This is a genomic window from Streptomyces sp. NPDC002730 (assembly GCF_042888805.1).
Lineage (GTDB): Bacteria > Actinomycetota > Actinomycetes > Streptomycetales > Streptomycetaceae > Streptomyces.
This window is the reverse complement of record NZ_JBIAQG010000025.1, coordinates 1-22,926: the sequence shown is the minus strand read 5'-3', so window position 1 is coordinate 22,926 and position 22,926 is coordinate 1. Positions and strand designations below refer to the sequence as shown.

At 68.7% G+C, this 22,926-nt stretch carries 19 protein-coding genes and 1 pseudogene; 10 read left to right on the top strand and 10 right to left on the bottom strand.

Annotated elements, in window-relative coordinates:
* Window positions 1–39 precede the first annotated feature (39 nt).
* From ACFYXH_RS40125 to ACFYXH_RS40115, 3 genes are all read right to left on the bottom strand, one after another.
* Window positions 40–2,898 (bottom strand): AAA family ATPase, encoded by a 2,859-nt coding sequence (locus tag ACFYXH_RS40125; RefSeq protein ID WP_389574146.1) that lies wholly within the window; start codon window positions 2,896–2,898, stop codon window positions 40–42.
* Between the two features lie 120 nt (window positions 2,899–3,018).
* Complete coding sequence (locus ACFYXH_RS40120; protein ID WP_389574169.1) at window positions 3,019–3,765, bottom strand: thioesterase II family protein; 747 nt, start codon at window positions 3,763–3,765, stop codon at window positions 3,019–3,021.
* A 421-nt stretch (window positions 3,766–4,186) separates the two neighbouring features.
* Window positions 4,187–4,864, bottom strand: coding sequence for a response regulator (locus ACFYXH_RS40115; RefSeq protein ID WP_389574144.1), 678 nt, complete (start codon window positions 4,862–4,864; stop codon window positions 4,187–4,189).
* 292 nt (window positions 4,865–5,156) lie between these two features.
* Between ACFYXH_RS40115 and ACFYXH_RS40110 the strand changes: the two genes are divergently transcribed.
* Genes ACFYXH_RS40110 through ACFYXH_RS40100 form a run of 3 tightly spaced genes read left to right on the top strand, consistent with a single transcriptional unit; the run spans window position 5,157 to window position 6,822 of the window.
* Window positions 5,157–5,438: a hypothetical protein gene (locus ACFYXH_RS40110; RefSeq protein WP_389574141.1), complete on the top strand. Its 282-nt coding sequence runs from the start codon at window positions 5,157–5,159 to the stop codon at window positions 5,436–5,438.
* A gap of 5 nt (window positions 5,439–5,443) precedes the next feature.
* A complete protein-coding gene (locus ACFYXH_RS40105; RefSeq protein WP_389574138.1) occupies window positions 5,444–5,617 on the top strand; it encodes a hypothetical protein in 174 nt (57 codons plus the stop codon).
* A 47-nt stretch (window positions 5,618–5,664) separates the two neighbouring features.
* Complete coding sequence (locus ACFYXH_RS40100; RefSeq protein WP_389574135.1) at window positions 5,665–6,822, top strand: sensor histidine kinase; 1,158 nt, start codon at window positions 5,665–5,667, stop codon at window positions 6,820–6,822.
* A gap of 149 nt (window positions 6,823–6,971) precedes the next feature.
* On the opposite strand, the gene ACFYXH_RS40095 is transcribed toward ACFYXH_RS40100, so the two are convergent.
* Window positions 6,972–7,118: a hypothetical protein gene (locus ACFYXH_RS40095; RefSeq protein ID WP_389574132.1), complete on the bottom strand. Its 147-nt coding sequence runs from the start codon at window positions 7,116–7,118 to the stop codon at window positions 6,972–6,974.
* A 453-nt stretch (window positions 7,119–7,571) separates the two neighbouring features.
* Between ACFYXH_RS40095 and ACFYXH_RS40090 the strand changes: the two genes are divergently transcribed.
* A complete protein-coding gene (locus tag ACFYXH_RS40090) occupies window positions 7,572–8,651 on the top strand; it encodes an NAD(P)/FAD-dependent oxidoreductase (RefSeq protein WP_389574130.1) in 1,080 nt (359 codons plus the stop codon).
* A gap of 174 nt (window positions 8,652–8,825) precedes the next feature.
* Window positions 8,826–9,218, top strand: coding sequence for a DUF3592 domain-containing protein (locus ACFYXH_RS40085; protein WP_389574166.1), 393 nt, complete (start codon window positions 8,826–8,828; stop codon window positions 9,216–9,218).
* Window positions 9,219–9,381: 163 nt separating this feature from the next.
* Here the strand turns inward: ACFYXH_RS40085 and ACFYXH_RS40080 are convergent, their stop codons facing one another.
* Window positions 9,382–10,911: a monooxygenase gene (locus ACFYXH_RS40080; RefSeq protein WP_389574127.1), complete on the bottom strand. Its 1,530-nt coding sequence runs from the start codon at window positions 10,909–10,911 to the stop codon at window positions 9,382–9,384.
* Window positions 10,912–10,975: 64 nt separating this feature from the next.
* Between ACFYXH_RS40080 and ACFYXH_RS40075 the strand changes: the two genes are divergently transcribed.
* A complete protein-coding gene (locus tag ACFYXH_RS40075) occupies window positions 10,976–11,644 on the top strand; it encodes a TetR/AcrR family transcriptional regulator (protein WP_389574124.1) in 669 nt (222 codons plus the stop codon).
* A 47-nt stretch (window positions 11,645–11,691) separates the two neighbouring features.
* On the opposite strand, the pseudogene ACFYXH_RS40070 reads toward ACFYXH_RS40075, so the two are convergent.
* Window positions 11,692–11,909: pseudogene (locus ACFYXH_RS40070) on the bottom strand (IMP dehydrogenase); the annotation flags it as partial.
* Between the two features lie 179 nt (window positions 11,910–12,088).
* On the opposite strand from ACFYXH_RS40070, the gene ACFYXH_RS40065 reads away from it, so the two are divergent.
* Entirely contained in the window at window positions 12,089–12,484 is a 396-nt protein-coding gene (locus ACFYXH_RS40065; RefSeq protein ID WP_389574121.1) for a molybdopterin-binding protein, read from the top strand.
* A gap of 13 nt (window positions 12,485–12,497) precedes the next feature.
* Here ACFYXH_RS40065 and ACFYXH_RS40060 read toward each other — a convergent pair whose 3' ends face one another.
* The gene (locus ACFYXH_RS40060; RefSeq protein ID WP_389574118.1) at window positions 12,498–12,809 is read right to left on the bottom strand and encodes a PucR family transcriptional regulator; all 312 of its coding nucleotides are present in this window, start codon (window positions 12,807–12,809) and stop codon (window positions 12,498–12,500) included.
* A gap of 113 nt (window positions 12,810–12,922) precedes the next feature.
* Between ACFYXH_RS40060 and ACFYXH_RS40055 the strand changes: the two genes are divergently transcribed.
* On the top strand, window positions 12,923–13,039 hold the full coding sequence (locus ACFYXH_RS40055; RefSeq protein WP_389574115.1) for a pyridoxine 5'-phosphate oxidase C-terminal domain-containing protein: 117 nt from the start codon (window positions 12,923–12,925) through the stop codon (window positions 13,037–13,039).
* 160 nt (window positions 13,040–13,199) lie between these two features.
* On the opposite strand, the gene ACFYXH_RS40050 is transcribed toward ACFYXH_RS40055, so the two are convergent.
* The 3 genes from ACFYXH_RS40050 to ACFYXH_RS40040 all read right to left on the bottom strand — a co-directional run bounded on the left by ACFYXH_RS40050 (window position 13,200) and on the right by ACFYXH_RS40040 (window position 21,217).
* Window positions 13,200–17,213 (bottom strand): molybdopterin-dependent oxidoreductase, encoded by a 4,014-nt coding sequence (locus ACFYXH_RS40050; RefSeq protein WP_389574164.1) that lies wholly within the window; start codon window positions 17,211–17,213, stop codon window positions 13,200–13,202.
* A gap of 489 nt (window positions 17,214–17,702) precedes the next feature.
* Window positions 17,703–19,031, bottom strand: coding sequence for a class I SAM-dependent RNA methyltransferase (locus tag ACFYXH_RS40045; protein ID WP_389574112.1), 1,329 nt, complete (start codon window positions 19,029–19,031; stop codon window positions 17,703–17,705).
* Window positions 19,032–19,168: 137 nt separating this feature from the next.
* Window positions 19,169–21,217: an APC family permease gene (locus ACFYXH_RS40040; RefSeq protein WP_389574109.1), complete on the bottom strand. Its 2,049-nt coding sequence runs from the start codon at window positions 21,215–21,217 to the stop codon at window positions 19,169–19,171.
* Window positions 21,218–21,402: 185 nt separating this feature from the next.
* Here ACFYXH_RS40040 and ACFYXH_RS40035 point away from each other — a divergent pair, with 185 nt between their 5' ends.
* On the top strand, window positions 21,403–22,071 hold the full coding sequence (locus tag ACFYXH_RS40035; protein WP_327326541.1) for a TrkA family potassium uptake protein: 669 nt from the start codon (window positions 21,403–21,405) through the stop codon (window positions 22,069–22,071).
* On the top strand, window positions 22,071–22,748 hold the full coding sequence (locus ACFYXH_RS40030) for a TrkA family potassium uptake protein (protein ID WP_326653121.1): 678 nt from the start codon (window positions 22,071–22,073) through the stop codon (window positions 22,746–22,748). Before ACFYXH_RS40035 ends, ACFYXH_RS40030 begins: the two co-directional genes overlap by 1 nt.
* Window positions 22,749–22,926 lie beyond the last annotated feature (178 nt).

The following is a 22,926-nucleotide window of genomic DNA, read 5'->3' as shown; positions in this document are numbered from 1 at the left end:
AGGACATCAGAAAGATGTCAAGGTCATGTAGAGATCCAGCTAGTTGTGCCGGCCAGTTCCACAGGACGTCACCTCCATCGGAACGAGGTCACCGACTGTTTGCCTGCCGTTCAGCGCGAGCTGTGAATCGCTGTTGCCTGCCAGCCTTGTCGGCAGCTCGCGTCGCCGGTTGACCTTCAACTTCCGGTAGATGCGCGTCAGATGCTGCTCCACCGTGCTCACGGTGACATACAGCCTGGCGGCGATCTCCCGGTTGGTGTTGCCATGGGCGGCCAGCACGGCCACACGGCTCTCCGCCTCGGTCAGTGAAGCCGTGTTCTGCGGCAGTACCGGCTCGTGGCGCGGTGCTTCGAAGTCGGGGTCCGTGCCGCCCGGTATCAGCTGGCGGCACAGCGGTTCGGCACCACAGGACTTGGCGACATGCCATGCCTTCCGAACCAGCATACGGGCGCGGTTGACATCGTCCATCACCCGGTAGAGGCGCCCCAACTGACCCAAAGCCAACGCCAGTTGCAGCCGGTCCCCGCCGTTCTCAAGGATCTCCACCGCCTCCTGGAGCTGCTGGAGGCCGCGCCGGCCCTCACCGGTCGCGCCAATCAGCCGCAGAGCCGTACCGCGCGCCCGTTCAGGGCTGCACAGCAGTTGCTGCTCGGCCAGGCTCCGGGCCTTTTCGGGGTGGCCGAGGGCCAGCCAGGTCTCCGCCGCGTCGAGCCGCCACGGCACCAGCTCAGGGGCGTCGACACCCCAGTCCTCGAGCGCCTCGCCGCAGGCCAGAAAGTCCCCGAGAGCGGCGTGGTAGCGGCCGGTGGCCAGGTTCCACCGGCCCCTGGCGCGTGCGTAGTGCAGACCGGGCAGGGTGTGCAGGAAGGCGTCGGGCACGGTCTGGCCGAGCAGGCTCTCCGCCTCGTCGAACTGCCCCATACCCGTGTGCGCCTGGATCAGCGTGGCGAGCGGGAAGGAACGCGCGAGAGACCAGCTCCTCGGCCCCATCTGCCGCAGTGCCGACTCAGCGTGCCCCTTCGCCCCGGGCAAGTCGCCCTGCCGTAGCGCTATCTCGGACCGTACGGAGGTGAACATGGCCTGCCAGGCCGGGGCATGGTGGTCCGCGGATTCGTTGAGCAGCCGCTCGCACCAGGGCACGGCGAGATCCAGCCGGTCGGCGTACACCAGCGCCCAGAGGGCGACGACCAGGGGCTGCACATAGCCGTCGTTGAGCCGGTAGCGCTGCAGCACACGAGTGGCTTCGGGGACCGCGTCCTCGCGCCTGCTCTCCGACAGAGCGGCTGCCACGGCGGACGAGGCGTGAAGATGGGCGATTTCCGCGTCTCCGGCAAGGGTGTCGGCAGGCCCGGGGCGCATCGGCTCCTCGCCGGCCGGCTCCATGCCCAGCGAGGGACTGAGCACGGTCAGCCAGCGGCGGGCGGCCGTCAGAGCCGTCCGTTCCTCACGCCCGGACCAGCCGTCGGCCCCTTCGAGGGTCTCCAGCACCTCCCTCGCCTCGACCAGCCGGCCCGACCAGGCGAGATACGACAAGGACACCACCAGATCGCTGGGCGAGAGGCGGGCCGCCGTCGCGTCCAGCAGGAGCGTCGAAGCCTTGATGTCCACGGCCGCCGGATCGGTGCGCCAGACGACACCGGCCAGCTTGACGGTGAGTGAGGCGCGCAGCCGGTCGTCCTCGCAGGAGTCCTGGGCGAGGGCGAGACAGCGGCGGGCGAATTCCATGTCGCCGTCCGCCAGCGCGTACTCGGCCGCTTCCTGGAGCACCGGCACTGCCCAGAGGTCCGCCGTGTCCCGGGCCACGACGAGGTGGTGGGCGATGTCGTACGCGGCCGAGCCGTCCTGGTGAAGCAGCTCGGCGGCGCGGGTGTGCAGCTGCGACAGCCGGTCCGCCGACATGGCGTCCCGCACGACCGAGGCGGCCTGCTCGTCACGGAAGCGGCCGTCACTCAGGAGTCCGCACTGTCCCAGGTCCGCGACGGCCTGCTCGACACTCCTGAGGTGGATGCCGAGAAGGCGGCCGAGCAGCCCGGGGTCGGCATGGGATCCCAGGATGGCGATGCCCTGGGCGATCTCCAGCGGTTCGGGGCCGCACCGGTGCAGGCAGTCGATCACGGCCTGTGCGTAGTTCTCGCCTCGTACGAGCGGCTGGAACGGGTCGCCCGCCTCGGTGGCGGCGAGGCGGTCCTCGACCAGCGCCCGGAGCAGGAGCGGACTGCCGCCGGTGATGTCATGCAGTTCCGGGGCGAGGCGCGCGGCTGTTGAGGGCGTGAAGTGTTCGCTCAGGAGCCCCACAGTCCCGATCGGCGACAGCAACTTCAGACGCAGCCAGGTGCAGTGCGGCAGGTGCGCGAGTTCCGCGTGGAAACTGCGCTTGCTCGATTCGAGCCTGGCGGGTTCGGTCAGTACGACCAGCATCCGGACGTGGCGAATGCGGCGGGTCAGATAGAGCAGAAACCGAAGAGAGGCCTGATCGCCGTCATGGACATCATCAACCGCGATCACCACCAGGTTTTCCTTGGCCAAGTCGAGGAGGACTGCGCTCAGTTGAGGCATGGCCAGCATCTGGTCATGCACCGATGACTCGGCTCCGGACACTCCGTCGATCAGCCGTGCCACTTCGGCGTGCGCCGCGGAGGTCAGCGGTGCACTCGCGAAGATCCTCCCGAGGAGACCGAACGGCCGGGTGCGCTCGGCGCGGACTCCCGCCGTGTCCAACAGGAGCGCGCCCTCCGCCAGCGCTTGATCGGCGCAATTCATCAAAAGCGCCGTTTTCCCGCTGGCGACCGCTCCGCTGAGCAGTGCGACCTGCCCTCGCCCCTCTCTCGCGCTTTCCAGGAGCTCTCTCAGCAGGGTCCGCTGATTTTCTCGCTCGACATAGTGAGCCTCCAACAACATATCTCTCCCCCGAGCCGCCGGGACTTTCGCAATCAAATGGAAAGTCCAGCGGTGAATATTATGTCAATGAATGCGAACCACAAACGCACTGTCGCGCGCCGGTTGAGCTGACGGTGAGTGCTAGAGCAGACAGCCGGAAACGATTCTGCCGACCTGCTCCTGATGGTCAGTCAGGAAGAAGTGGCCGCCTGTGAAAGTGTGCAGTTCGAAGTCGCCGCTGGTGTGTCGCCGCCACGCCTCGGCCTCCTCCGCGCTCGTCCGTACGTCGGTGTCACCGGTGAGCACGGTGATCGGCGCGCGCACGGTGGCGCCCGGTTCGACCCGGTACGTTTCAACCGCCGTGTAGTCGCCCCGGATGGCCGGCATCGCCATCCGGAGGAACTCCTCGTCAGCCAGGATACGTGCATCAGTGCCGCTGAGCAGGCGCATCTCGGCGATGATGCCGTCGTCGTCACGCTGGTGCACCGTCTCGTCACGGTGCGCGGAGGGTGCACGCCGACCCGAGGCGACGATCCTCCGCGGGGTGAACTCCGGGTCCCGCTCCAGCCGTCGCGCCACCTCAAAGGCAAGCGTCGCCCCCATGCTGTGGCCGAAAAGCACGGTGGGCAGATCGAGCCACGGCTGAAGAGCTGTCGCAATCTCGTCGGCGAGAGCTCCCAAATCCGTGATACAGGGCTCGGACCGGCGATCCTGACGTCCCGGATATTGCACCGCAAGGACGTCCGTATCGGGGGCGATCGCCCGGGTCATAGGAAAGTAAAAAGAGGCTGAACCACCCGCGTGAGGCAGGCAGATGAGACGAGTTCTGGCCTGTGGGGATGGCCGGAACCGTATCAGCCAGGGCGTGTTGGTCAAGGGTTCAATCATTGGCTGCCGTTCCGCCTTCAATTCAGTGCTCGATGCGACGTACCCGCCGGTGGCAGCAATAGTAGACAGCTTGATCAAAGTAGGGGGTACCCCTATTTAGGGGCTGCGCGGCCGCGACGAGGGGTTGAGCCGCCCGGCAATGGGGTTGACATACGGGCCCGGGGGCGCAAAGGCCGAGTTCCACGAGGGGTACGCCGCCTCGGGCGACGCCGAGTGATTGCCAACGTGATTTACGCCATGCCCATCCCCCGGGCCCACAAACCTCAAATGAACCTCAGGCAGTAGGGGTTCGGGGTGCCAACGGCCTTCTCGTGGCAGTCAGAACGATGCCCGAGACAGCAACCCGCGGGCGGCCGCAGCAGTGGCCGGCGCCCAACGCGGGACACCCTCGGGCCGGATGTGCGCACCTCGGCCGCGCGACTCAGGGTTGAGCCAGTCCCTGCTGATAGGCGTAGCGGACGGCATCGGCCCGGTTGCGCGCATTGATCTTGGCGAACGCATTGTTGATGTGCGTCTTGACCGTCGTCTCCTCGATGAAGAGTGACGAGGCGATCTCCCCATTGCTCAGGCCCTGGGCGATCAGTTTGAGCACATCGACTTCCCGGCCGGTCAGACCGTCGGGGTTGACCCGGCGCCGGGCCGGGGCCACAGCGGGCGGCGGCTGTTGGGCCTGGTTCGTGGCGGCTGCGGGGACTGCGGGCACACTGAGCGCCGCAGCCAGCCGACGGGTCACCGCCGGGTCGAAGGTGGACTGGCCATGGGCGGAGCTGCGGATGGCCACCGCGATCTGCTCCTGATTGGCGTCCTTCGTCAGATAGCCGCACGCCCCGGCGTTCAGCGCGGCGACCAGGGACTCGTCGTCAGCGAAGGTCGACAGCACCAGCACGGCCACGTCCGGGTGTTCGGAGAGAATCTTTCTGGTGGCCTCCGCACCGCCCATTCCCGGCATGCGCAGATCCATGAGCACCACCTGGGGTGAGGTCACGCCGACCAGGCGTACCGCCTCCGCGCCGTCGGCTGCGTCTCCCACCACCTCGATGTCGTCCATCAGATCGAGCAACGACACCAGACCTTCACGAACGATCTGCTGATCATCCACGACCAGTACGCGAATCCGCGCCGATCCGGGCTCAGCATCCACGCCGGCAACCCCCCACACACCTCTGCGATCCGAGCGCGATCGCCCAACCAGGCGTTCCCCGCTGTCCTTTGGCGACCCAACCTACCCTCAATCCGCAGAGCGGCTCGGCACTGTGGGTGACCGCGGGGAGCGCTACCGGCCAGGCCGGAAAGCACACGGACGAGGATCTCCGCCCGGATCTCCACCACAGGGTGGGCCCGCCGAAGGGTTCTCGTTTCTACCCTCTGGGCATTCCCCGGAAGGAACGCACATGAGCCTGGCCCTGGACCTCGATACGGTCATGACCATTCTGTTGATTCGCTTCGCCCTGATCGTCGCCGCCGTCTCCGTACTTGTGATCATCGCCTTCACGATTCTGATCGTCCTCAAGCGCAGCGGCCAACTCGGCGCCATCAGAAGGCGCGTGGAGACCGTCGTGCGGAATCAGCTACGCGCCCGGGCCGCAGGCCTGCCCACCGACCGTCCGAACCCGGGGCGCCGAGGGGTTCTCTCGGCCCTGGACCGCATTACCAAGGGCGGTGGCCGCACATGAGTCGGATGATCCAGACAGCACAGACGGTCATGGCCGGTCAGACAGGGGGTGAGAAGGCGGGAGACATCCTCTTCGATGTACTGCTGGACCGTCTGTGGAAAATGGGCATCGTGGTGGCAGCAGCTATTCTCGTGCTGACGGCCATGATCATCATCTATCGGAGAACGGGCACCAAATAGGCTTGCCCGCATCACTCACGGCCACCGCACGATATCGTTGGAGCAAGGTGAACAAGGCACCCGCACGCGGTAGTTGGCGCATCGTGGACCGGCTCGCACCTGCCTGGCTGGTGGTGCAGTTCCTCGGCACGGCCGTGCTCGTCGTGGCCATGGTGACGGCCAGGGAGGACACGCTCTGGATCTGGGGTGTGTACGCCGCGAGCCTTCTGTGCTGGACCCTGTTCATGGTCCTGCATCCCGTCCGGCCCGAGGCCGCCAGTTCCATGCTGGCGTTGAGCGCGCTGCTGCCCGCCCTGGTCGTGGGGTTCTCCGACGACTCGACCGCTGTGATCATGCTGGGCGTACTGCTCGGCAGATTCACCGCGATGATCACCTCCTCCGCGCGCATGCTCACGGTCGTGACCTGCGCGTGCCTGGTGGCCATCTGGATCAGTTGCGCGCTGGCCGGGCAGCCGCTCACCGACGTACTCGGCTACACGATGCTCGCTCTTGTGCTGACGCTGTTCGGCCTCAACCGGCGCCAGTACGAGGGCCGAGCCAAGCAGGCCGAGCAACTGCTGGCACAGAACCAGCTCATCCAGCAGGAGCAGGCGCGGGCCGCGGCGCTGGGTGAACGCAGCAGGATCGCAAGGGAGATGCACGATGTGCTCGCGCACTCGCTGGGCGCGCTGAGCGTCCAGCTCAAGGTCGCCACCGCGCTGATCGAGAAGGGCGACGCAGCAGGTGCCCTGACCCGGGTGCGCCGGTCCAACCGGCTGGCGGACGAGGGCCTGATAGAAGCCCGCAACGCGGTGGCCGCCCTGCGTGGAGATGTGCCTTCGCTCCCCGAAGCGCTGAAGAGCCTCACTGTGCAGCACCGCTCCAACCATCCCAGCGAGGTCCACATGGACATCCTGGGCGAGCTTCGGCCGATCTCGCCCGCGGCCACGGTCTCGCTGGTGCAGACGGCGCGCGAGGCATTGACCAACGCCGCCAAGCACGCCCCCGGGGAGACCGTCGGGGTGACGGTGGAGTACCGCGCGGACGCGCTGCGGCTCACCGTGGAGAACGCCACCCCGACCTCGAGTCTCCCCGACCCGGACCATGCGCCCGGGTACGGCCTCACAGGTATGCGGGAGCGCCTGGCGCTCGTCGGCGGCTCGCTCGTCGCGAACCGCCTGGACGGCGACACGCGTTGGGCCGTGACCGCCGAAGTACCCGAGTGACGCGGTGACCGGGACTCGTCGTATCTCGTCGCATCTCGCCGCCGCGCGTTCCAAGCCGCCGGACGCAGGCGGCCCTGCTCCGGGAATGGATCCGTGTGAGAGCAGCCTGACCCGCCCGAGCGGACCGTTCGGGCGGGCGGCGTGCGGGGTCAGTTGGTGGGCTGGGCGGCCCTCCAGGCGCGGTAGTGGACGTCAATCGCGTCGGTGAGCGAGGCGCGGCGCGGCGTCCAGCCGAGGAGGCGGTGGGCCTTGGCGCTGGTGACGAGTTCGTCCTGGTCGGCGGCCATCTGCAGCATGCCGCCGGCCTCGGCGCTCTCCAGGGTGATCTCGCCGGTGTAGCCGGCCGCGCGGACGGCGGCGTGCTGGACGTCCAGGGCGCGCAGGCGCTGCTCGTCGGCGACGACGAAGGTTTCGCCGTCGACGGCAGCGGGGACGCCACGGCACCGACGCGCGCGGCAACACCACCGTCCTCACCGACGCCGGTCAGGCCCGTGTCGAAGCGGCGCAGCCCGCCCACCTCGCCAGCGCCCGGCGCCGCGTCCTCGACCACGTTCCGCCCGTCCTGGTCCCCGTCGTCGCCAGCGTCTTGCAAGCTCTCACCGAGGCCACGATCAACCCGCGCGACTGCCCCGACGCCGAGACCGCCGAGAGCCCCGCCTGACCCGCAGCGGCTCCGGCTGAGCCACCCCATTCTTGCCGAAACGGCAAGGAACATTGCCATCCCGTTGTACGAGCCGCAGGGTGACGGCATGACTGAGATGAACAAGCGAGGCTTCGCTGATCTCGATGTGGTCGTGGTCGGGGGTGGCGCGGCTGGTCTGTCGGGTGCACTGACTCTGGCCCGGGCCCGGCGTTCGGTGCTGGTGGTCGACTCCGGGGAACCGCGCAACGCTCCCGCTGCCGGGGTTCACGGGTTCCTGTCCCGCGACGGCCTCGCGCCGGCCGAGCTGTTGCGGGCGGGCAAGGGAGAGGTCACTGGTTATGGCGGGCGGATGGTGGCGGACCTGGTCACCAGCGCCCGTCGTACCGGCGAGCGCTTCGTCGTGGACACCGAGGGCGGCGAGAGCTATGGCGCGCGGCGTCTGCTGGTGACCACGGGGCTGGTCGACGAGCTTCCCGACGTTCCTGGCGTGCGTGAGCGGTGGGGCCGTGACGTGCTGCACTGCCCGTACTGCCATGGCTGGGAGGTGCGCGACGCGCCGATCGGCGTGCTGGCGACCGGTCCGGGGGCGGTGCACCAGGCGCTGTTGTTCCGGCAGTGGTCGTCGGATGTGACCGTGTTCCTGCACACGGCGGGCGAACTGACGGAGGAACAGTGGGAGCAGTTGGCCGCCCGCGGTATCGCCGTGGTTGACGGCGAGGTGGTCGGTCTCGATGTCGACGACGACCGCCTCTGCGGCGTACGGCTGGCTTCGGGTACGTGTGTGCCGGTGCGAGCTCTGGCTGTGGGGCCGCGGTTCGAGGCGCGCGGTGAGGTGCTTTCGGGACTTGGCCTGACGACCGTGGAACACCCTTTGGGCGTGGGCAGTTACGTGGAGTCGGACGCGAGCGGGTTCACCGGGGTCGCGGGCGTGTGGGTCGCGGGCAATGTCACCGACCTCATGGCCGGCGTCGCGGTGGCCGCGGCGTCCGGAGTGCAGGCCGCGGTGGCGATCAACGCCGACCTCGTGGCCGCCGAGACCGCGGCGGCGTTGGCCCACCGCTCCGCAGCGCGGGCCCAGCAGGCATTCAACCCGGCCGCGGAGGCCGCCAACTGTGAGCGGGTCCTCGGCGAACGCCGCCACGGTATCGAGACCATGCTCCGCCCCGGGCACCGCTCGCACGACTGACCCGTCTCACAACAAGAGCCCCCGAAAGGAATCCACCCTGCCTCACTCGACCGCCCCCAGCGCCTCGCCACCGGTCCGGACGGGCAGACTGCCACCGTCACCGACCACGTCATCACCATCCGCCGAACCGCATGACGGCAGTTGGAAACGAAGGAGCATGCAGGCGTGGGACAGATGATGTTGCGTACAGGAGCGATGGTGGCCGGACTGATCAGTCTCGGCCTCGGCGTACGCGAGATCTGGACGATGGTCTGGAAGCGCAACTCCGGAATCCGGGCAGTCGCCCTCGTCACCCGGGTCGTCGAGAGGGACACGGGGGACGGGAAGTGGCGGGCTCCGGTCGTGGCCTTCACCGATGACCGCGATACAAACGGCGAGTACGAGATACGGACCGACCACAACAACCCGCCGCGCCCCGGAGCCACCGTCAACGTTATCTACCGGCCGGGAAGACCGGCGTCCGTCCGCCTGGACACTCCACAACGCTCGTTGGCCGCCGCGTTCGGCATCATCGTCGCCTTCGCCTTGGGCATGACGTTCCTCGCGCTGGGCGCGTTCGTCGTCTGACTCACCCCCGCGCCCGGTGCCACGTCCTCCGCCGGCTCCCGGGAGCCGGTCAACCGACGCCAGGCCGCCCCCAGATGCACGAACCGGGTGTCCTCGACGCCGACGATCTGGCTGATCCGGTCGGACGGGCAGGTCACGGACGGAGGTTGAGGCGAGTAAACGGTTATGAGGCGCCGCCTCCCGCGGGTGCGCCTGCCCATGCGGCCAGTGCGGCGGTCCGCTCTGAACTGCGGGTGTCGGCATCGGTGTTGCGGGTGGACCAGGCGATGTGCCCGTCGGGGCGGACGAGCACTTCGGTCACGCCGTGCAGGTCCGCGTGTTCGTCGTGCTTCGTGACGGCATGAGCACTGACCCGTGAGCGCCATCCGGGCGCGAGGGCCTGCGGCAGATTCGTGTCCCCGGCGAGGTCGAGGAGGACGAAGCGGCCCCGGGGCAGCAGTTCGTAGACGCGTATCGCCTCCGAACCGACGGCGATCAGACCTATGTCGGGCACCCGCCGTCCCACCAGCGGGTCGGCGTCGGCGGTCATGGGCGGGTAGAAGGTGCTCAGCGCGGAGACCCGTCCCGCGAGCAGCCGGTTGACCTCCTCGAGGGACAGGAGTTCGTCGAGGAGCCTGCGCAGGGCGACGGCGGGCACCTGGTATTGCGGTACGAGGGTCAGCTCGGCGAGCAGGGTCTGGACTTCGGTGTTCTCGGTGACTGCCTGCCCGACGGGGCGGCGTTCGGCGTCGTACGTGTCGAGGAGCCCGGGCGGAGCCCAGCCGTTGACGGTGGCGGCCAGCTTCCAGCCCAGATTCATGGCGTCCTGGAGGCCTGTGTTCAGTCCCTGACCGGCCGCGGGGAAGTGAATGTGGGAGGCGTCCCCGGCGAGCAGGATGCGGCCGGACCGATAGGCGGCGGCAAGGCGGGTGGCATTGCCGAAGCGCGAAAGCCAGCGCGGCCGCGCGACCCCGCAGTCGGAGCCGCAGATCCGCGTCAACGAGGTACGGAACTCCTCCAAGGACACCGGCTGCCCGGCCGGGATCCGCATCCGCTCCGGATCGATGCAGACGAACCGGGTGAGCCCGCCCTCCAGCGGCACGACCAGCACGCCACGAGTTCGTGCGGCAGCAAGGACGGCAGGATCTGCGTCGACGTCCGCGAAGTCCCCGAGCATGCCGGTCAGTGTCTCGTCGGTGCCCGGGAAGCCGATGCCGGCGGCCTGCCGCACCAGGCTGCGCCCGCCGTCGCAGCCGACCGCGTACTGCGCCCGTACGGTGTCGACGGCCCCGCCTGGCCCGCGCACCTCCACCTCGACGCCAGTGGCGTCCTGGCGCAGCCCGGTGGTCTCGTATCCGCGGCTGATGCGGATGCCCAGCTCGCCCGCCCGCTCCTCCAGCAGCGCCTCGGTGCGGGCCTGGGCCAGGAAGAGGGTATAGCCGTGGCGGGAGTCGAGCGCCGCAAAGTCCAGCCGGGTGTCCAGGCCGGCGAAGTGCCAGCCCGGCACCGGCTTTCCGAAAGCGAGGAAACGGGGCGCGAGACCCCTCATGTCCATCAGTTCCACACTGCGCGGGTGCAGGGTCAGAGCCCGTGAATCATGCTGCGGCTCGGTGCGCCGCTCCACGATCCGGGCCCGTACGCCCGCCAGCGCCAGCTCGCAGGCGAGCATCAGCCCGGTCGGGCCCGCACCCACGACAAGCACGTCGGTGTCCATCAGAATGACCTCCACCATTTAGTGAACAACGTTCACGTGAACGGTGTTCACTATAATGGCGCGCATGAGCAACCCGTCAACCCCCGCACGTGGGCGCCCCGCACGGCTGGACCAGGCGCGCACCGTCGAGACAGCCCTGGACCTGCTGGACAAGGCCGGGCTCGACGCGCTGACCATGCGGCGTCTGGCTGATGCGATGGGCGTCCAAGCCGGCGCGCTGTACCGCTACTTCGCCACCAAGCAGGACCTGCTGACCGCGATGGCGGAGCGGATGCTGTCCGACGTGAGCGCGCCCAGGGGTCCCTTTGGCGGAGACTGGAGCGAGCGGCTGGCCGGCCTGGCCGGAGCGATGCGTACAGCGCTGCTCGCCCACCGCGACGGCGCCCGCGTCTTCGCCGGCACGCACTCGACCGGGGCGCACACCCTGCACTTCGCCGACACCGCGATCGGCGTCCTGCGTGAGGCCGGCTTCGACGATGCGGACGCGGCGCGCGCCCTGATGGCGGTGGCGAATTTCACCGTCGGCCACACCCTGGAAGAGCAAGCCGCTCTGGAGCCGGACGCAGAGGCCCCCGCAGATCCGGGTCGCCTGCGCGACGCCGTGGCGGCCGGGTCGTACCCGCACCTCACGGCCACCCTCCCCGTGCTCACCAGCACGGACTTCACCGCCCACTTCGAGTTCGGTCTGCGCCTGCTCATCGAGGGGCTGCATGCCCTGCGACAGCAGCGCTGACCTCCGCGAAGGCCGGCTCGCGGCCCCACAGGTCGGAGATCCGGCCGCACGTCGGTCGCGCCGAACTCGCAGCCCAGGTCGGTGCGGTCCTTGCGGCGGCCCATGAGAACGATTCGCTCGACGCCGAGCTGCTTGGCGGACAGCACTGCCATCAGCCCGACCGCGCCGTCACCGATCACCGTCACCGTCACCGTCGTGCGCGGGTTCACCTGAGCCAGGTTCGCGGCGTGGTACCGGTGCCGTACACGTCGGACAGGGTCAGCAAGGGAAGCCGCCAAGTACCCCCGAGGACCCCCGGCTGACCGCCCGCGTCGGCGAACTGACCGTGCAGGACCCGCATTTCGCCAACGGTGGGCCACCCACCACGATCTTGGCTTGCGCAGAGAGAAGCTGCCGCTCCCGTCGGCCGTCTCAGCGGCCCAGGCACTGGCCTAGAGTGCGGGTGTGCCGTCGTACAGCATTGGTCAGGCAGCAGAGCTGCTGGGTGTGAGTTCGGAGACCGTTCGCCGGTGGGCGGACGGCGGTCGGCTGCGTATGGACCGGGACGGCTCGGGGAACCGTGTGATCGACGGGGTGGGTCTGGCGGCGTTCGCGAAGGAGCGGGCCGCGGGTATGCATCCGGTACCGGACGGCGTAGCCACCTCCGTACGCAACTCGTTCGCCGGGATCGTGACAGCCGTACGCGTCGACGATGTGGCCGCTCAGGTGGAGATCCAGTCCGGTCCGCACCGGCTGGTCTCTCTGGTGACCCGGGAGTCCGTCGAGGAACTCGGCATCGAGGTCGGGGTCACCGTCACGGCGAGGGTGAAGTCGACGAACGTCCACGTCGATGTCCCATGACAAGCAGGACGTGTCAGCGGCAGAGCAGCGCGGCGCGCAGGTCGAGCTTGTGGTCGAGGCGGGACAGGTCCCGGCCGGTGAGGGCTTCGACGCGCTGGATGCGGTAGTGGACGGTGTTCACGTGCAGATGCAGGGCCTCGGCGGTCCGGGCCCAGGAGCAGTTGTGCGCGAGGAAGACCTCGAGCGTTTCCAGCAGCATGTTGTGCGACGCCCGTCCGCTGAGCAGCAGCCGTCCCAGGGTTCTGCTGCTGTACGCCGCTCTCACGTCGTCGGGGACACCCGCGAGTAGGGACTCCAGGGTGGAGAGGTCCTCGACAGCCGTCACATGGGCGGTCTGCGGGGCCGTGGTCCGGGCCGCGGCCAGTGCATAGCGGGCCTGGGTGAGAGCCGCTCCCAGCCCTGCCGGGTTCGGTATGAGGGCACTGACGCCGGCATGCAGTGCGGCGTCCGACCGGCAGTTTCGAGTTCTGGCAGGGAGACAAACAGCGAAATCACACCCGTCTCAACTACACGCTTCACGAGGGTGTCTGGGACAGGCAGTTGCTGTGGCCTTGACCGCCGCGTCGCCGGCTTGAGCCAACGACCCCGCACAGGACGCGTGCGAGGTCTTCTCGTGATGGCGACGAGTTGTCGGCCATGCGCGGAGGGCTGGCATGGACGCTGACCAGGGTGCCCCGGCGGGAACCGGAGCCCACTCCCACTCGACCGACGCGGATCAGTAGACGTCGCGGACATACCGCTTGTCGGCGGCGAGCTGCTTGACGTACAGAGCCGCCGCGTCCCGGTCGAGCCCGCCGTGGGTGACGGCGATGTCGCGCAGCGCCTGGTCGACGTCCTTGGCCATCCGAGCGGCATCGCCGCAGACGTAGAAGTGTGCGCCGTCCTGGAGCCAGGACCAGAGCTGGGGACCGTGTTCGCGCATCCGGTCCTGGACGTAGATCTTGGCGCGCTGATCGCGCGAGAAGGCTGTGTCGAGGCGGGTGAGGGTGCCGTCGGCGAGGAAGGCGGTCAGCTCGTCCTCGTAGTAGAAGTCGGTGGCGCGGTGCTGTTCGCCGAAGAAGAGCCAGCTGGGGGCCCGGTGGCCACGTGCTCGGCGTTCCTCGAGGAAGCCGATGAAGGGAGCCACTCCGGTCCCGGGGCCGACCATCACCATCGGGGTGTCGGGGGCCGCCGGAGGCCGGAAGTGCGGGGAGCACTGGACAAAGATCGGCACCGTGGCGTCATCCGTGGCATCGGCGAGGAACGGCGAGCACACGCCCTTGCGGAGGCGGCCCTTCAGGTTCTCGTACCGGACGACGGAGACCGTCAATGACACCTGGTGAGGGTCGGTGAGCGGGCTGGAAGATATCGAGTACAGGCGGGGCTGCAGGCGCTTGAGGACGTCTGCCCACTCTTGCGGTGTGGCGCGCACGGGGTGCTCGGTAATGACGTCTACGGCCTGGCGGCCCCAGGACCACCGGGCGAGCTCGCCCTTGTTGTCGGGTCGCAGCATCTTCTTCAGGTCGCGGTCGCCGGTGCGCTCGGTGATGAAGCCCAGCAGGGCCGGGGAGAGCTTGGTGATGTCCAGGTGCCGGTGAAACGCGTCGGTCAGGGGGATCTCGCCGATGTCGGCGACGTCGACAGCGGCGGCAGGGTCGAGACCGGTGACGGCCAGCCATTCGGTCACGAGATCAGGGCAGTTGACGGGGTGCACGCCGAGAGCATCACCGGCCTCGTAGGCAAGCGGAGTCCCGCTGACGCTGGTATCGAAGGTGAACCGGCGGACCTCCTTGCCCGCGCCGGGGAGGCTGAGAAGCCGGTTGCCGGTCAGCCGGGCTGCGGCGGGGGGCTGCTTGGCGCTGCGGACAGGTGCGGCAGCCGGGGCAGGGGCCGAGCCTGTCGCCGGCTGTGCGGTGAGGTTGGTGAGGACCTGGTCGAGCCATGCGTGGGCGGAGGGCTCGTAGTCGGGTTCGCAGTCGGTGCGCGGGGCCAGGCGCACGGCCCCCAGCTCGTCCAGACGCTGGTCCAGGCGTCGGCCGTGGCCACAGAAGTCGTCGTACGAGGAGTCGCCGAAGGCCAGGACCGCGTACCGCCTGCCGTCCATGGGCGGGATGTCGGCAGCGGTCAGGGCGTCCCAGAACCCGGACCCGTTGTCGGGCGCGTCGCCGTCTCCGAAGGTGCTGGTGATCAACAGGAGGTCGGCGGCGGGAGGGAGGGCGCGCGGGTCCGCGTCGTCCATGCCGACGAGTTCGGCACGGTGTCCAGTTGCGGTGAGTCGGTCGGCGGCGGCCACGGCGAACTCCTCGGCATTGCCGGTCTGCGAGGCCCACAGCACGACCACCTCACGGCCCTGAGGAGTGGCCTGCGTCGTCGTCGATTCCGCTGTGGTCTGCGGGGCGCGCGAGTACATGCCGGCGAGGACACCGTTCACCCACCGCGCGTGCTCCTCGCTGAACGGCGCACCGGCCGGCAGCACGGGAACGCCAGGAGCGCCTGATTCCAGTCCGGCCAGGAAGCCGACCAGGTACTGACGTTCGTGCTCGGCGAGCACGGGCGGTGGCGTGCTCTCCAGCCCGAAGACCGAGGCCGCGCCGGGCTGGACGGCGGTCGGCACGATCACCGCCGGCTCCGCGGTAGGGGTGTCAGGGGGCGCCGGAGCGATCGCTACCGGAGTGGCGACCTTCGCCAGCGTCACCGCGCACACCTTGAACTCGGGCTGGAAGGAGATCGGGTCGACGGCGTCGCTGGTCACCGCATTGACACTCAGGTACTCCCCGAACAGGTCGTTCCAGTGGAACGGTGCGAAGCAGCACCCCGGCCGCACCCGGTCCGTCACCACGGCCGGCAGCACGGCCCGGCCGCGCCGGGACGCGATCTCGACCGAGTCGCCCTCCACGATCCCCAGGTGTTCGGCGTCCTGGGGGTGGAGCTCGACGAACGGTGTCGGATTGAGCTTGTTGAGCTTGGCGACCTTTCCGGTCTTGGTGAGGGTGTGCCATTGGTGCTGGAGCCGCCCAGTGTTGAGGACGAACGGGTAGTCGTCATCGGGCATTTCGGCAGCCGGAATGTGCGGACGGGCGAAGAAGACCGCGCGACCGCTCGCCGTCGGGAACACCGGAGCGCCGTCCTCATCCAGATAGCGGATCGGGTTACGGTCCGGGCCATCGCCGGACGCGGCAGGCCACTGGACAGATGCGGTGCGCAGCCGCTCGTACGTCACACCGCGCAGGTCATAGCCGGTCTTCGGATTCGCTGCGCGCTTGATCTCCTCGAAGATCTCCTCGGCGCTGTCGTAGGAGAAGGCATGCTCGAAGCCCATCTCGCAGGCGATACGCGCGATGATCCGCCAATCCGCGAGTGCCTCCCCCGGCGGGTCCACGGCCGGCTGAGCGAGGGTGAGATTGCGCTCGCTGTTGATCAGTACGCCCTCGGTCTCGGTCCACAGGGCGCCGGGCAGCACGACGTCGGCGTAGGCGTTGGTCTCGGTGTCGGTGAACACGTCCTGAGTGATCACGAGTTCGGCCGTCTCCAACGCTTCAATGACCGTCTTGCGGTTGGCGACCGAGGCGACGGGGTTGGTGCAGATGATCCAGCAGGCTTTGATCTCGCCCTCGGCCATGCGCTGGAACATCTCGACGGTGCCCTTGCCCGATCCGTCCTTGCGTACGGTGCCGGGCTCGAGGTCCCACAACTCCTCGACGAAGGCGCGGTCCTCATCCACAAGCACCGACCGCTGACCGGGCAGCCCCGGCCCCATATAGCCCATCTCCCGCCCGCCCATCGCATTGGGCTGACCGGTGAGCGAGAACGGGCCGCTGCCCGGGCGGCAAATCGCACCGGTGGCCAGGTGCAGATTGATCAGGGCGTTGGTGTTCCAGGTGCCATGGGTGGACTGGTTGAGCCCCATGGTCCAGCAGCTCATCCACTCCCCGGCTTCGCCGATCCACTCCGCCGCCCGGCGAATGTCGGCCTCCGGGATTCCCGTGATCTCGGCGACGGTGGCGGGCGGGTAGTCGGCCAAGAATTCCGGCATCGCCTCCCAGCCGTCGGTGCGCTCGGCGATGAAGGCGGGGTCCGTGTGCCCGTTCTCGTACAGGAGGTGCAGCAGGCCGTTGAGCAGCGCGAGGTCCGTTCCGGGCCTGATCTGCAGGAAGAGACCGGCCTTGTCCGCGGTGGCACTACGCCGCGGGTCGACGACGATCAGCCTTGCGCCCGCCTTCACCCGCTCCATCAGCCGTAGGAAGAGGATCGGGTGGCAGTCCGCCATGTTGGAGCCGATGACGAGGAAGACATCCGCCTTCTCGAAATCCTGATACGAACCCGGCGGGCCGTCGGCGCCGAGCGAGAGCTTGTAGCCGGTGCCGGCGCTGGCCATGCACAGCCGGGAGTTGGACTCGATCTGGTTGGTGCGGACGAAGCCCTTCGCGAGTTTGTTCGCCAGGTACTGGGCTTCCAGGCTCATCTGCCCGGACACATAGAAGGCGACGGCGTCCGGGCCGTGCTCGTCGATGATCGCCCGCAGCCGCCGCGCCGTGCCCGTGATCGCCTCGTCCACACCGGCGGGTACCGGCTCGACACCGCGCTCGGGGCGCACGAGCGCCGTCGTCAGCCGCCCGGGGGCGGCGAGCATGTCGGCTGTCGTCGCACCCTTGGTGCACAGTCGGCCGAAGTTGGCCGGGTGTGCCTTGTCGCCCGATGCCTTGAGAACCTTGCGGCGGCCGTCGGGGCCGGACGCGATGTCGAGGACCATCCCGCAGCCCACACCGCAGTACGAGCAGACCGTCCGCACCTGGGCGCTACCGGTCCGCGACTCCTGTGTGGTCACCGGGTGGCCTCTCTGTGGATCGGATCGTGCCCCCCGACGGTACGAAATGCCCATTACGCCGATGTGACCTCGGCCGATGATGGACGGTAACGCCCGTCACACACGCGCTGGACCAGCACTGTGAGATTGAGCAGAACCACGCATGTGCCAAGCGAAACTTCGGCACTCTCTCGCATATGCCGCATATTCACGCCATGCGGGATGCATCTGTGGATCGGGCAGCCGAGGGATGGGGCGATGAGCGTCGTAGTCGTGCAACACGTGCCCGGCGAGGCCCTCTACGCGATCGACACGGCGCTGGAATGGGCAGGGCTGCGCACGCGAGTGTGCCGGGTCCTGGCCCGCTGACAGGCCGCCATCAAACGAGCCGTCCGACCTGCACTCCAGGCGACTGATGACCCATCAGAACGTGCGTCAGGCACCCTTTGTGGCAGGCTCAAGGATCGCCACGCACTCGACATGGTGCGTCATCGGGAACAGATCGAACGCCCGCAGCGTCCTCGGCTTGTAGCCGTTGTCGCGGAAGTACGCCAGGTCGCGCGCGAGCGCCGCCGGGTCGCACGCCACATACGCGATGCGCCGCGCGCCCAGGCCCGCCAGGTGCTTCACCGTCTGCTTGCCGGCGCCCGCGCGCGGCGGGTCGAGGACGATCAGATCCGCCTCGGTGATGCCGGTGCGCGGCAGGATCTGCTCGACCTTGCCGTGTTCGATGCGTACGCGCTCCAGGTCCTGGAGGTTGTGCCGGGCGTCCTCGACGGCGCGCTTGGTGGACTCGATGCCGAGCACCGCGCCGTTCTCGCCGATCCGTTCCGCGATCGCGCCCGCGAAGAGGCCCACGCCGCAGTACAGATCGAGCGCCGTCTCGCCCTTGCGCGGCATCAGACCCTGCATCACGGCCTTGACCAGGATGTCCGCGGCCTGCGGATGGACCTGCCAGAAGCCGCCCATGCCGACGCGGTAGGTGCGCTCGTCGGCGCGCTCCCGGACGAAGGCGCGGCCGTGCACCCGGTGCACTCCGCCGTCGCGCTCGTCGACGCGCAGCACCGAGACCGGCTTGTCCAGTTCGACCAGCGGCAGTCGGCCGCCGGGCCGCGGGGTGAGGATGACCTGGCGGTCGCTGGATCCCGTCGCCGCGATCGCCTCGACCGTGGCCATCTGGGCCCAGTCCTGCTTCTCGATGCCGAGCTCGGTGACCCCCGGGGCGGCGATCATGCAGTGGTCGATCGGCTGGACATCGTGCGAGCGGTGCTTGCGCAGCCCCGCGCGGCCCTCCGTGTCGATCGCGTACTGCACGCGCGTGCGCCAGGCAGGCACCTCGCCCTGCGGCAGTTTGTCACCGGCGGCGGGCATGACCGTGCCGTCCCAGCCGGCCTCCTCAGGGGTGAGGCCTGCGAGCCGCTGCAGCTGCTCGGCGATCACCTCGCCCTTGAGCCGGCGCTGGGCGCCGGGCTTGGCGTGCTGCCAGTCGCAGCCGCCGCAGTTGCCGGGGCCGGAGTACGGGCAGGGCGCCTCGATGCGGTCCTTCGACGCCTCGATGATCCGCACGGCGTCGGCGCGCAGGAAGCGGGAGTCCTCCTCGCCCTCGGTGACACGGGCGACGACCCTCTCACCGGGCAGCGTGTGCCGTACGAACAGCACCCGCCCCTCCTCGGTGCGGGCGATGCAGTGGCCGCCGTGTGCGACGGGCCCGACCTCGACCTCGTACTCCTCCCCGACCAGCGAAGACTCAGGTGCGTTCTGCATGGCGGGGTGACTCCAGAGGATCAAAGGAAAACGGCCGGACAACAACCCACCACTCTACGTGGGTGTCGACCGGCCGCCTGCCATGAACGTTCGAGCGGAAGCCTCAGCTCGTGCGCGAGGGCTCGAAGACTCGAGCCTCAGCTCTTGTTGGTGGGCTCCTTGGGCCGCTGGTCCACGGGCCCGCGCCGTACCGAACCGGGCGCGTTCCACTCCTGGCGCTTCCTCGCCCGCTGCTTCGCGGCCTCCGAGGACTCCAGCTGGTACGGCACCGAGGTCACCATCACTCCGGGCGTGAACAGCAGCCGGCCCTTGAGGCGCAGCGCGCTCTGGTTGTGCAGCAGATGCTCGTACCAGTGCCCCACCACGTACTCGGGAATGATGACGCTGACCACGTCCCGCGGGCTCTCGCGCCGCAGCCCCTTGACGTACTCGATGACAGGCCGGGTGATCTCTCGGTACGGAGAGTCGAGGATCTTCAGCGGCACATTGATGCCGCGCCGCTCCCACTCGTCCTTGAGCGCCTTGGTCTCGGCCGGGTCGACGCTGATGCTGAGCGCTTCGAGCTTGTCGGAGCGCATCAGCTTGGCGTACGCGAGGGCGCGCAGGGTCGGCTTGTGGATCTTGGAGACCAGGACGATGGAGTGCACGCGCGACGGGCGCACATAGTCGTCGGGACGCTCCTCCGCCGCGGCGATCTCCTCCGACACCCGGTCGTAGTGCTTACGGATCGCGGTCATCGTCCCGTAGAAGATCACCATGCCCAGCAGCGCCACCCAGGCGCCGTGCGTGAACTTGGTGGCGAGCACGACGACCAGCACCAGGCCCGTGAAGAAGGCGCCGAAGGTGTTGATCGCGCGGGAGCGGATCATATGGCGGCGCTTGGCCGGTTCCTTCTCGGTCTTCAGATGGCGGTTCCAGTGCCGCACCATGCCGGTCTGGCTGAGCGTGAAGGAGACGAAGACGCCGACGATGTAGAGCTGGATGAGCTTGGTCGAGTCGGCGCCGTACAGCCAGATCAGGAGTACGGCAGCGCCCGACAGCAGCACGATGCCGTTGGAGAAAGCGAGCCGGTCGCCGCGGGTGTGCAGCTGGCGCGGCAGATAGCGGTCCTGGGCGAGGATCGAGCCGAGCAGCGGGAAGCCGTTGTACGCGGTGTTGGCGGCCAGGAACAGGACCAGCGCGGTCGCTGCGGCGAGCACCACGAAGAAGAACGTTCCATCACCGAAGACGGCGGCGGCGACCTGCGAGATCACCGGGTTCTGGACATAGCTTTCGCCGACCGGGCTGCCGTTGTTCAGCAGGTCCTGCGCGGGCTGCTCGGCCATCTTCACATCGGTGGCCATGGCCAGGCCGATGATGCCGCAGAACATGGTGACGGCGAGACCGCCCATCAGGGCCAGCGTGGTCGCGGCGTTCTTGCTCTTCGGCTTGCGGAAGGCGGGCACGCCGTTGCTGATCGCCTCGACGCCGGTGAGCGCGGCACAGCCGGAGGAGAAGGCCCGCAGCAGCAGGAAGACGAGGGCGAAGCCGGCCAGTCCCTGGTGCTCGGCCTTGATCTCGAAACCGGCGGTGGGGGCCTTCATGGTCTCGTCGAGCACCAGGCCCTTGAAGGCGCCCCAGGCGATCATGATGAAGACGCCGGTGACGAAGACGTACGTCGGGATGGCGAAGAGCTTGCCCGACTCCTTCACGCCGCGCAGGTTCATCAGCGTCAGCAGGACGATTGTCCCGATGGCGCAGAGGACCTTGTGCTCGACGACGAAGGGGACCGCCGAGCCGAGGTTCTCCACTCCGGAGGCGATCGAGACCGCGACCGTGAGGACGTAGTCCACCAGCAGGGCGCTGGCGACGGTGAGGCCGGCCTTGGGCCCGAGGTTGGTGTTGGCGACCTCGTAGTCGCCACCGCCGCTCGGGTAGGCACGCACGTTCTGACGGTAGGAGGCGACGACGGTGAACATCAGCACCACGACGGCCAGCGCGATCCAAGGGCTGAAGTGGTAGGCCGACACGCCCGCGATGGAGAGCACCAGGAGGACTTCGCCTGGTGCATACGCCACCGAGGACAGCGGGTCGGAGGCGAAGACGGGAAGCGCGATGCGCTTGGGGAGGAGCGTTTCTCCCAGTCGGTCGCTTCGCAGCGCCCGCCCGATCAGGATCCGTTTGGGCACGTCGGTCAGTTTGGGCACGCAGAGGATCGTAAGCGTTCCGTATGAACGCCGCCCACCCACCACCCCCTACCGCTGCGGAATCTCCCGTTCCCCCCGCACAGGGGGTCCCTGGGCGGACCGCGCGTGTGTAGCTTGGGCCGCGGTCTGAGACCCTGACCCTGTTAAACCTGAGCAAAAAACCATTGACAGCCGGAAGGACGGTCGTGCACATCGTCATCATGGGATGCGGGCGAGTGGGAGCCGCTCTCGCGCAGACCCTGGAGCAGCAGGGGCACACGGTCGCCGTCGTCGACCAGGACCCCACGGCCTTCCGCCGCTTGGGCTCCGGGTTCGGCGGCCGCCGCGTCACCGGAGTCGGTTTCGACCAGGACACCCTGCGAGAAGCGGGGATCGAGGACGCCGGCGCCTTCGCCGCTGTCAGCAGCGGCGACAACTCCAACATCATCGCCGCGAGGGTGGCGCGCGAGATGTTCGGCATCGAGAACGTCGCGGCCCGTATCTACGACCCGCGGCGCGCCGAGGTGTATCAGCGCCTGGGCATTCCGACTGTCGCCACGGTCCGCTGGACCGCCGACCAGATGCTGCGGCGGCTGCTGCCGTCCGGCGCGGAGCCGCTGTGGCGCGACCCCAGCGGCGGTGTGCAGCTCGCCGAGGTGCACACCTCGGCCTCCTGGATAGGCCACAAGGTCAGCACCCTGCAGGAGGAGACCGGCGTGCGCGTCGCCTTCCTCACCCGGCTGGGCGAGGCGATTCTGCCGACGTCGCAGACGGTGCTGCAGGAGGGCGATCTCGTCCACGTGATGATGCGTACGGACGAGGTCGAGAAGGTCGAGGCGGCCTTCGCCGAGGGCCCTGAGGAGGGCGGTCACTGATGCGGGTCGCTATTGCGGGCGCCGGCGCGGTGGGCCGTTCCATCGCGGGCGAGCTGCTGGAGAACGGTCACGAGGTCCTTCTGATCGACAAGGCGCCGACCGCCATCTCGGTGGAGCGGGTGCCGCAGGCGGAGTGGCTGCTGGCCGACGCCTGCGAGATCACCTCGCTCGACGAGGCGGCGCTGCAGCGCTGCAACGTCGTGATCGCGGCGACCGGTGACGACAAGGTCAATCTGGTCGTCTCGCTGCTGGCGAAGACCGAGTACGGGGTGCCGCGGGTGGTCGCCCGGGTCAACAACCCCAAGAACGAGTGGCTGTTCAACGAGTCCTGGGGCGTCGACGTCGCGGTCTCCACGCCGCGTCTGATGTCGGCTCTGGTCGAGGAGGCGGTGAGCGTCGGCGACCTCGTACGGCTGCTGCGCTTCAGCCACGGCGACGCCAACCTGGTCGAGCTCACACTGCCCCCGGAGTCGGCCCTGGCCGGCACCCAGGTCAGCGATGTGGCCTGGCCCGAGGACACCTCGCTGGTCACGATCATCCGCGGCTCGCGGGTGCTGACGCCGGGCTCCGAGGAGACTCTGGAGGCCGGCGACGAGCTGCTGTTCGTGGCCGCGCAGGCGCGCGAGGAGCAGCTGGAGGACCTGCTCTCGGTACGCCGGGAGGACGCTTCGAGCTGAGTCCCGCAGGCAGTACGCGGATGGGGCGCCCGGAATGATTCCGGGCGCCCCATCGGCGTATGAGCGAGAAAACCGCGAGAGAGCTAGGTGTTCTGTCCACGGAGGTTGGTGACGCAGGTCTCGGCTGAGTGATCTTGAAATGGGTGAGGGCCTTCTGGCCTGGTGTGGATTGCGACAT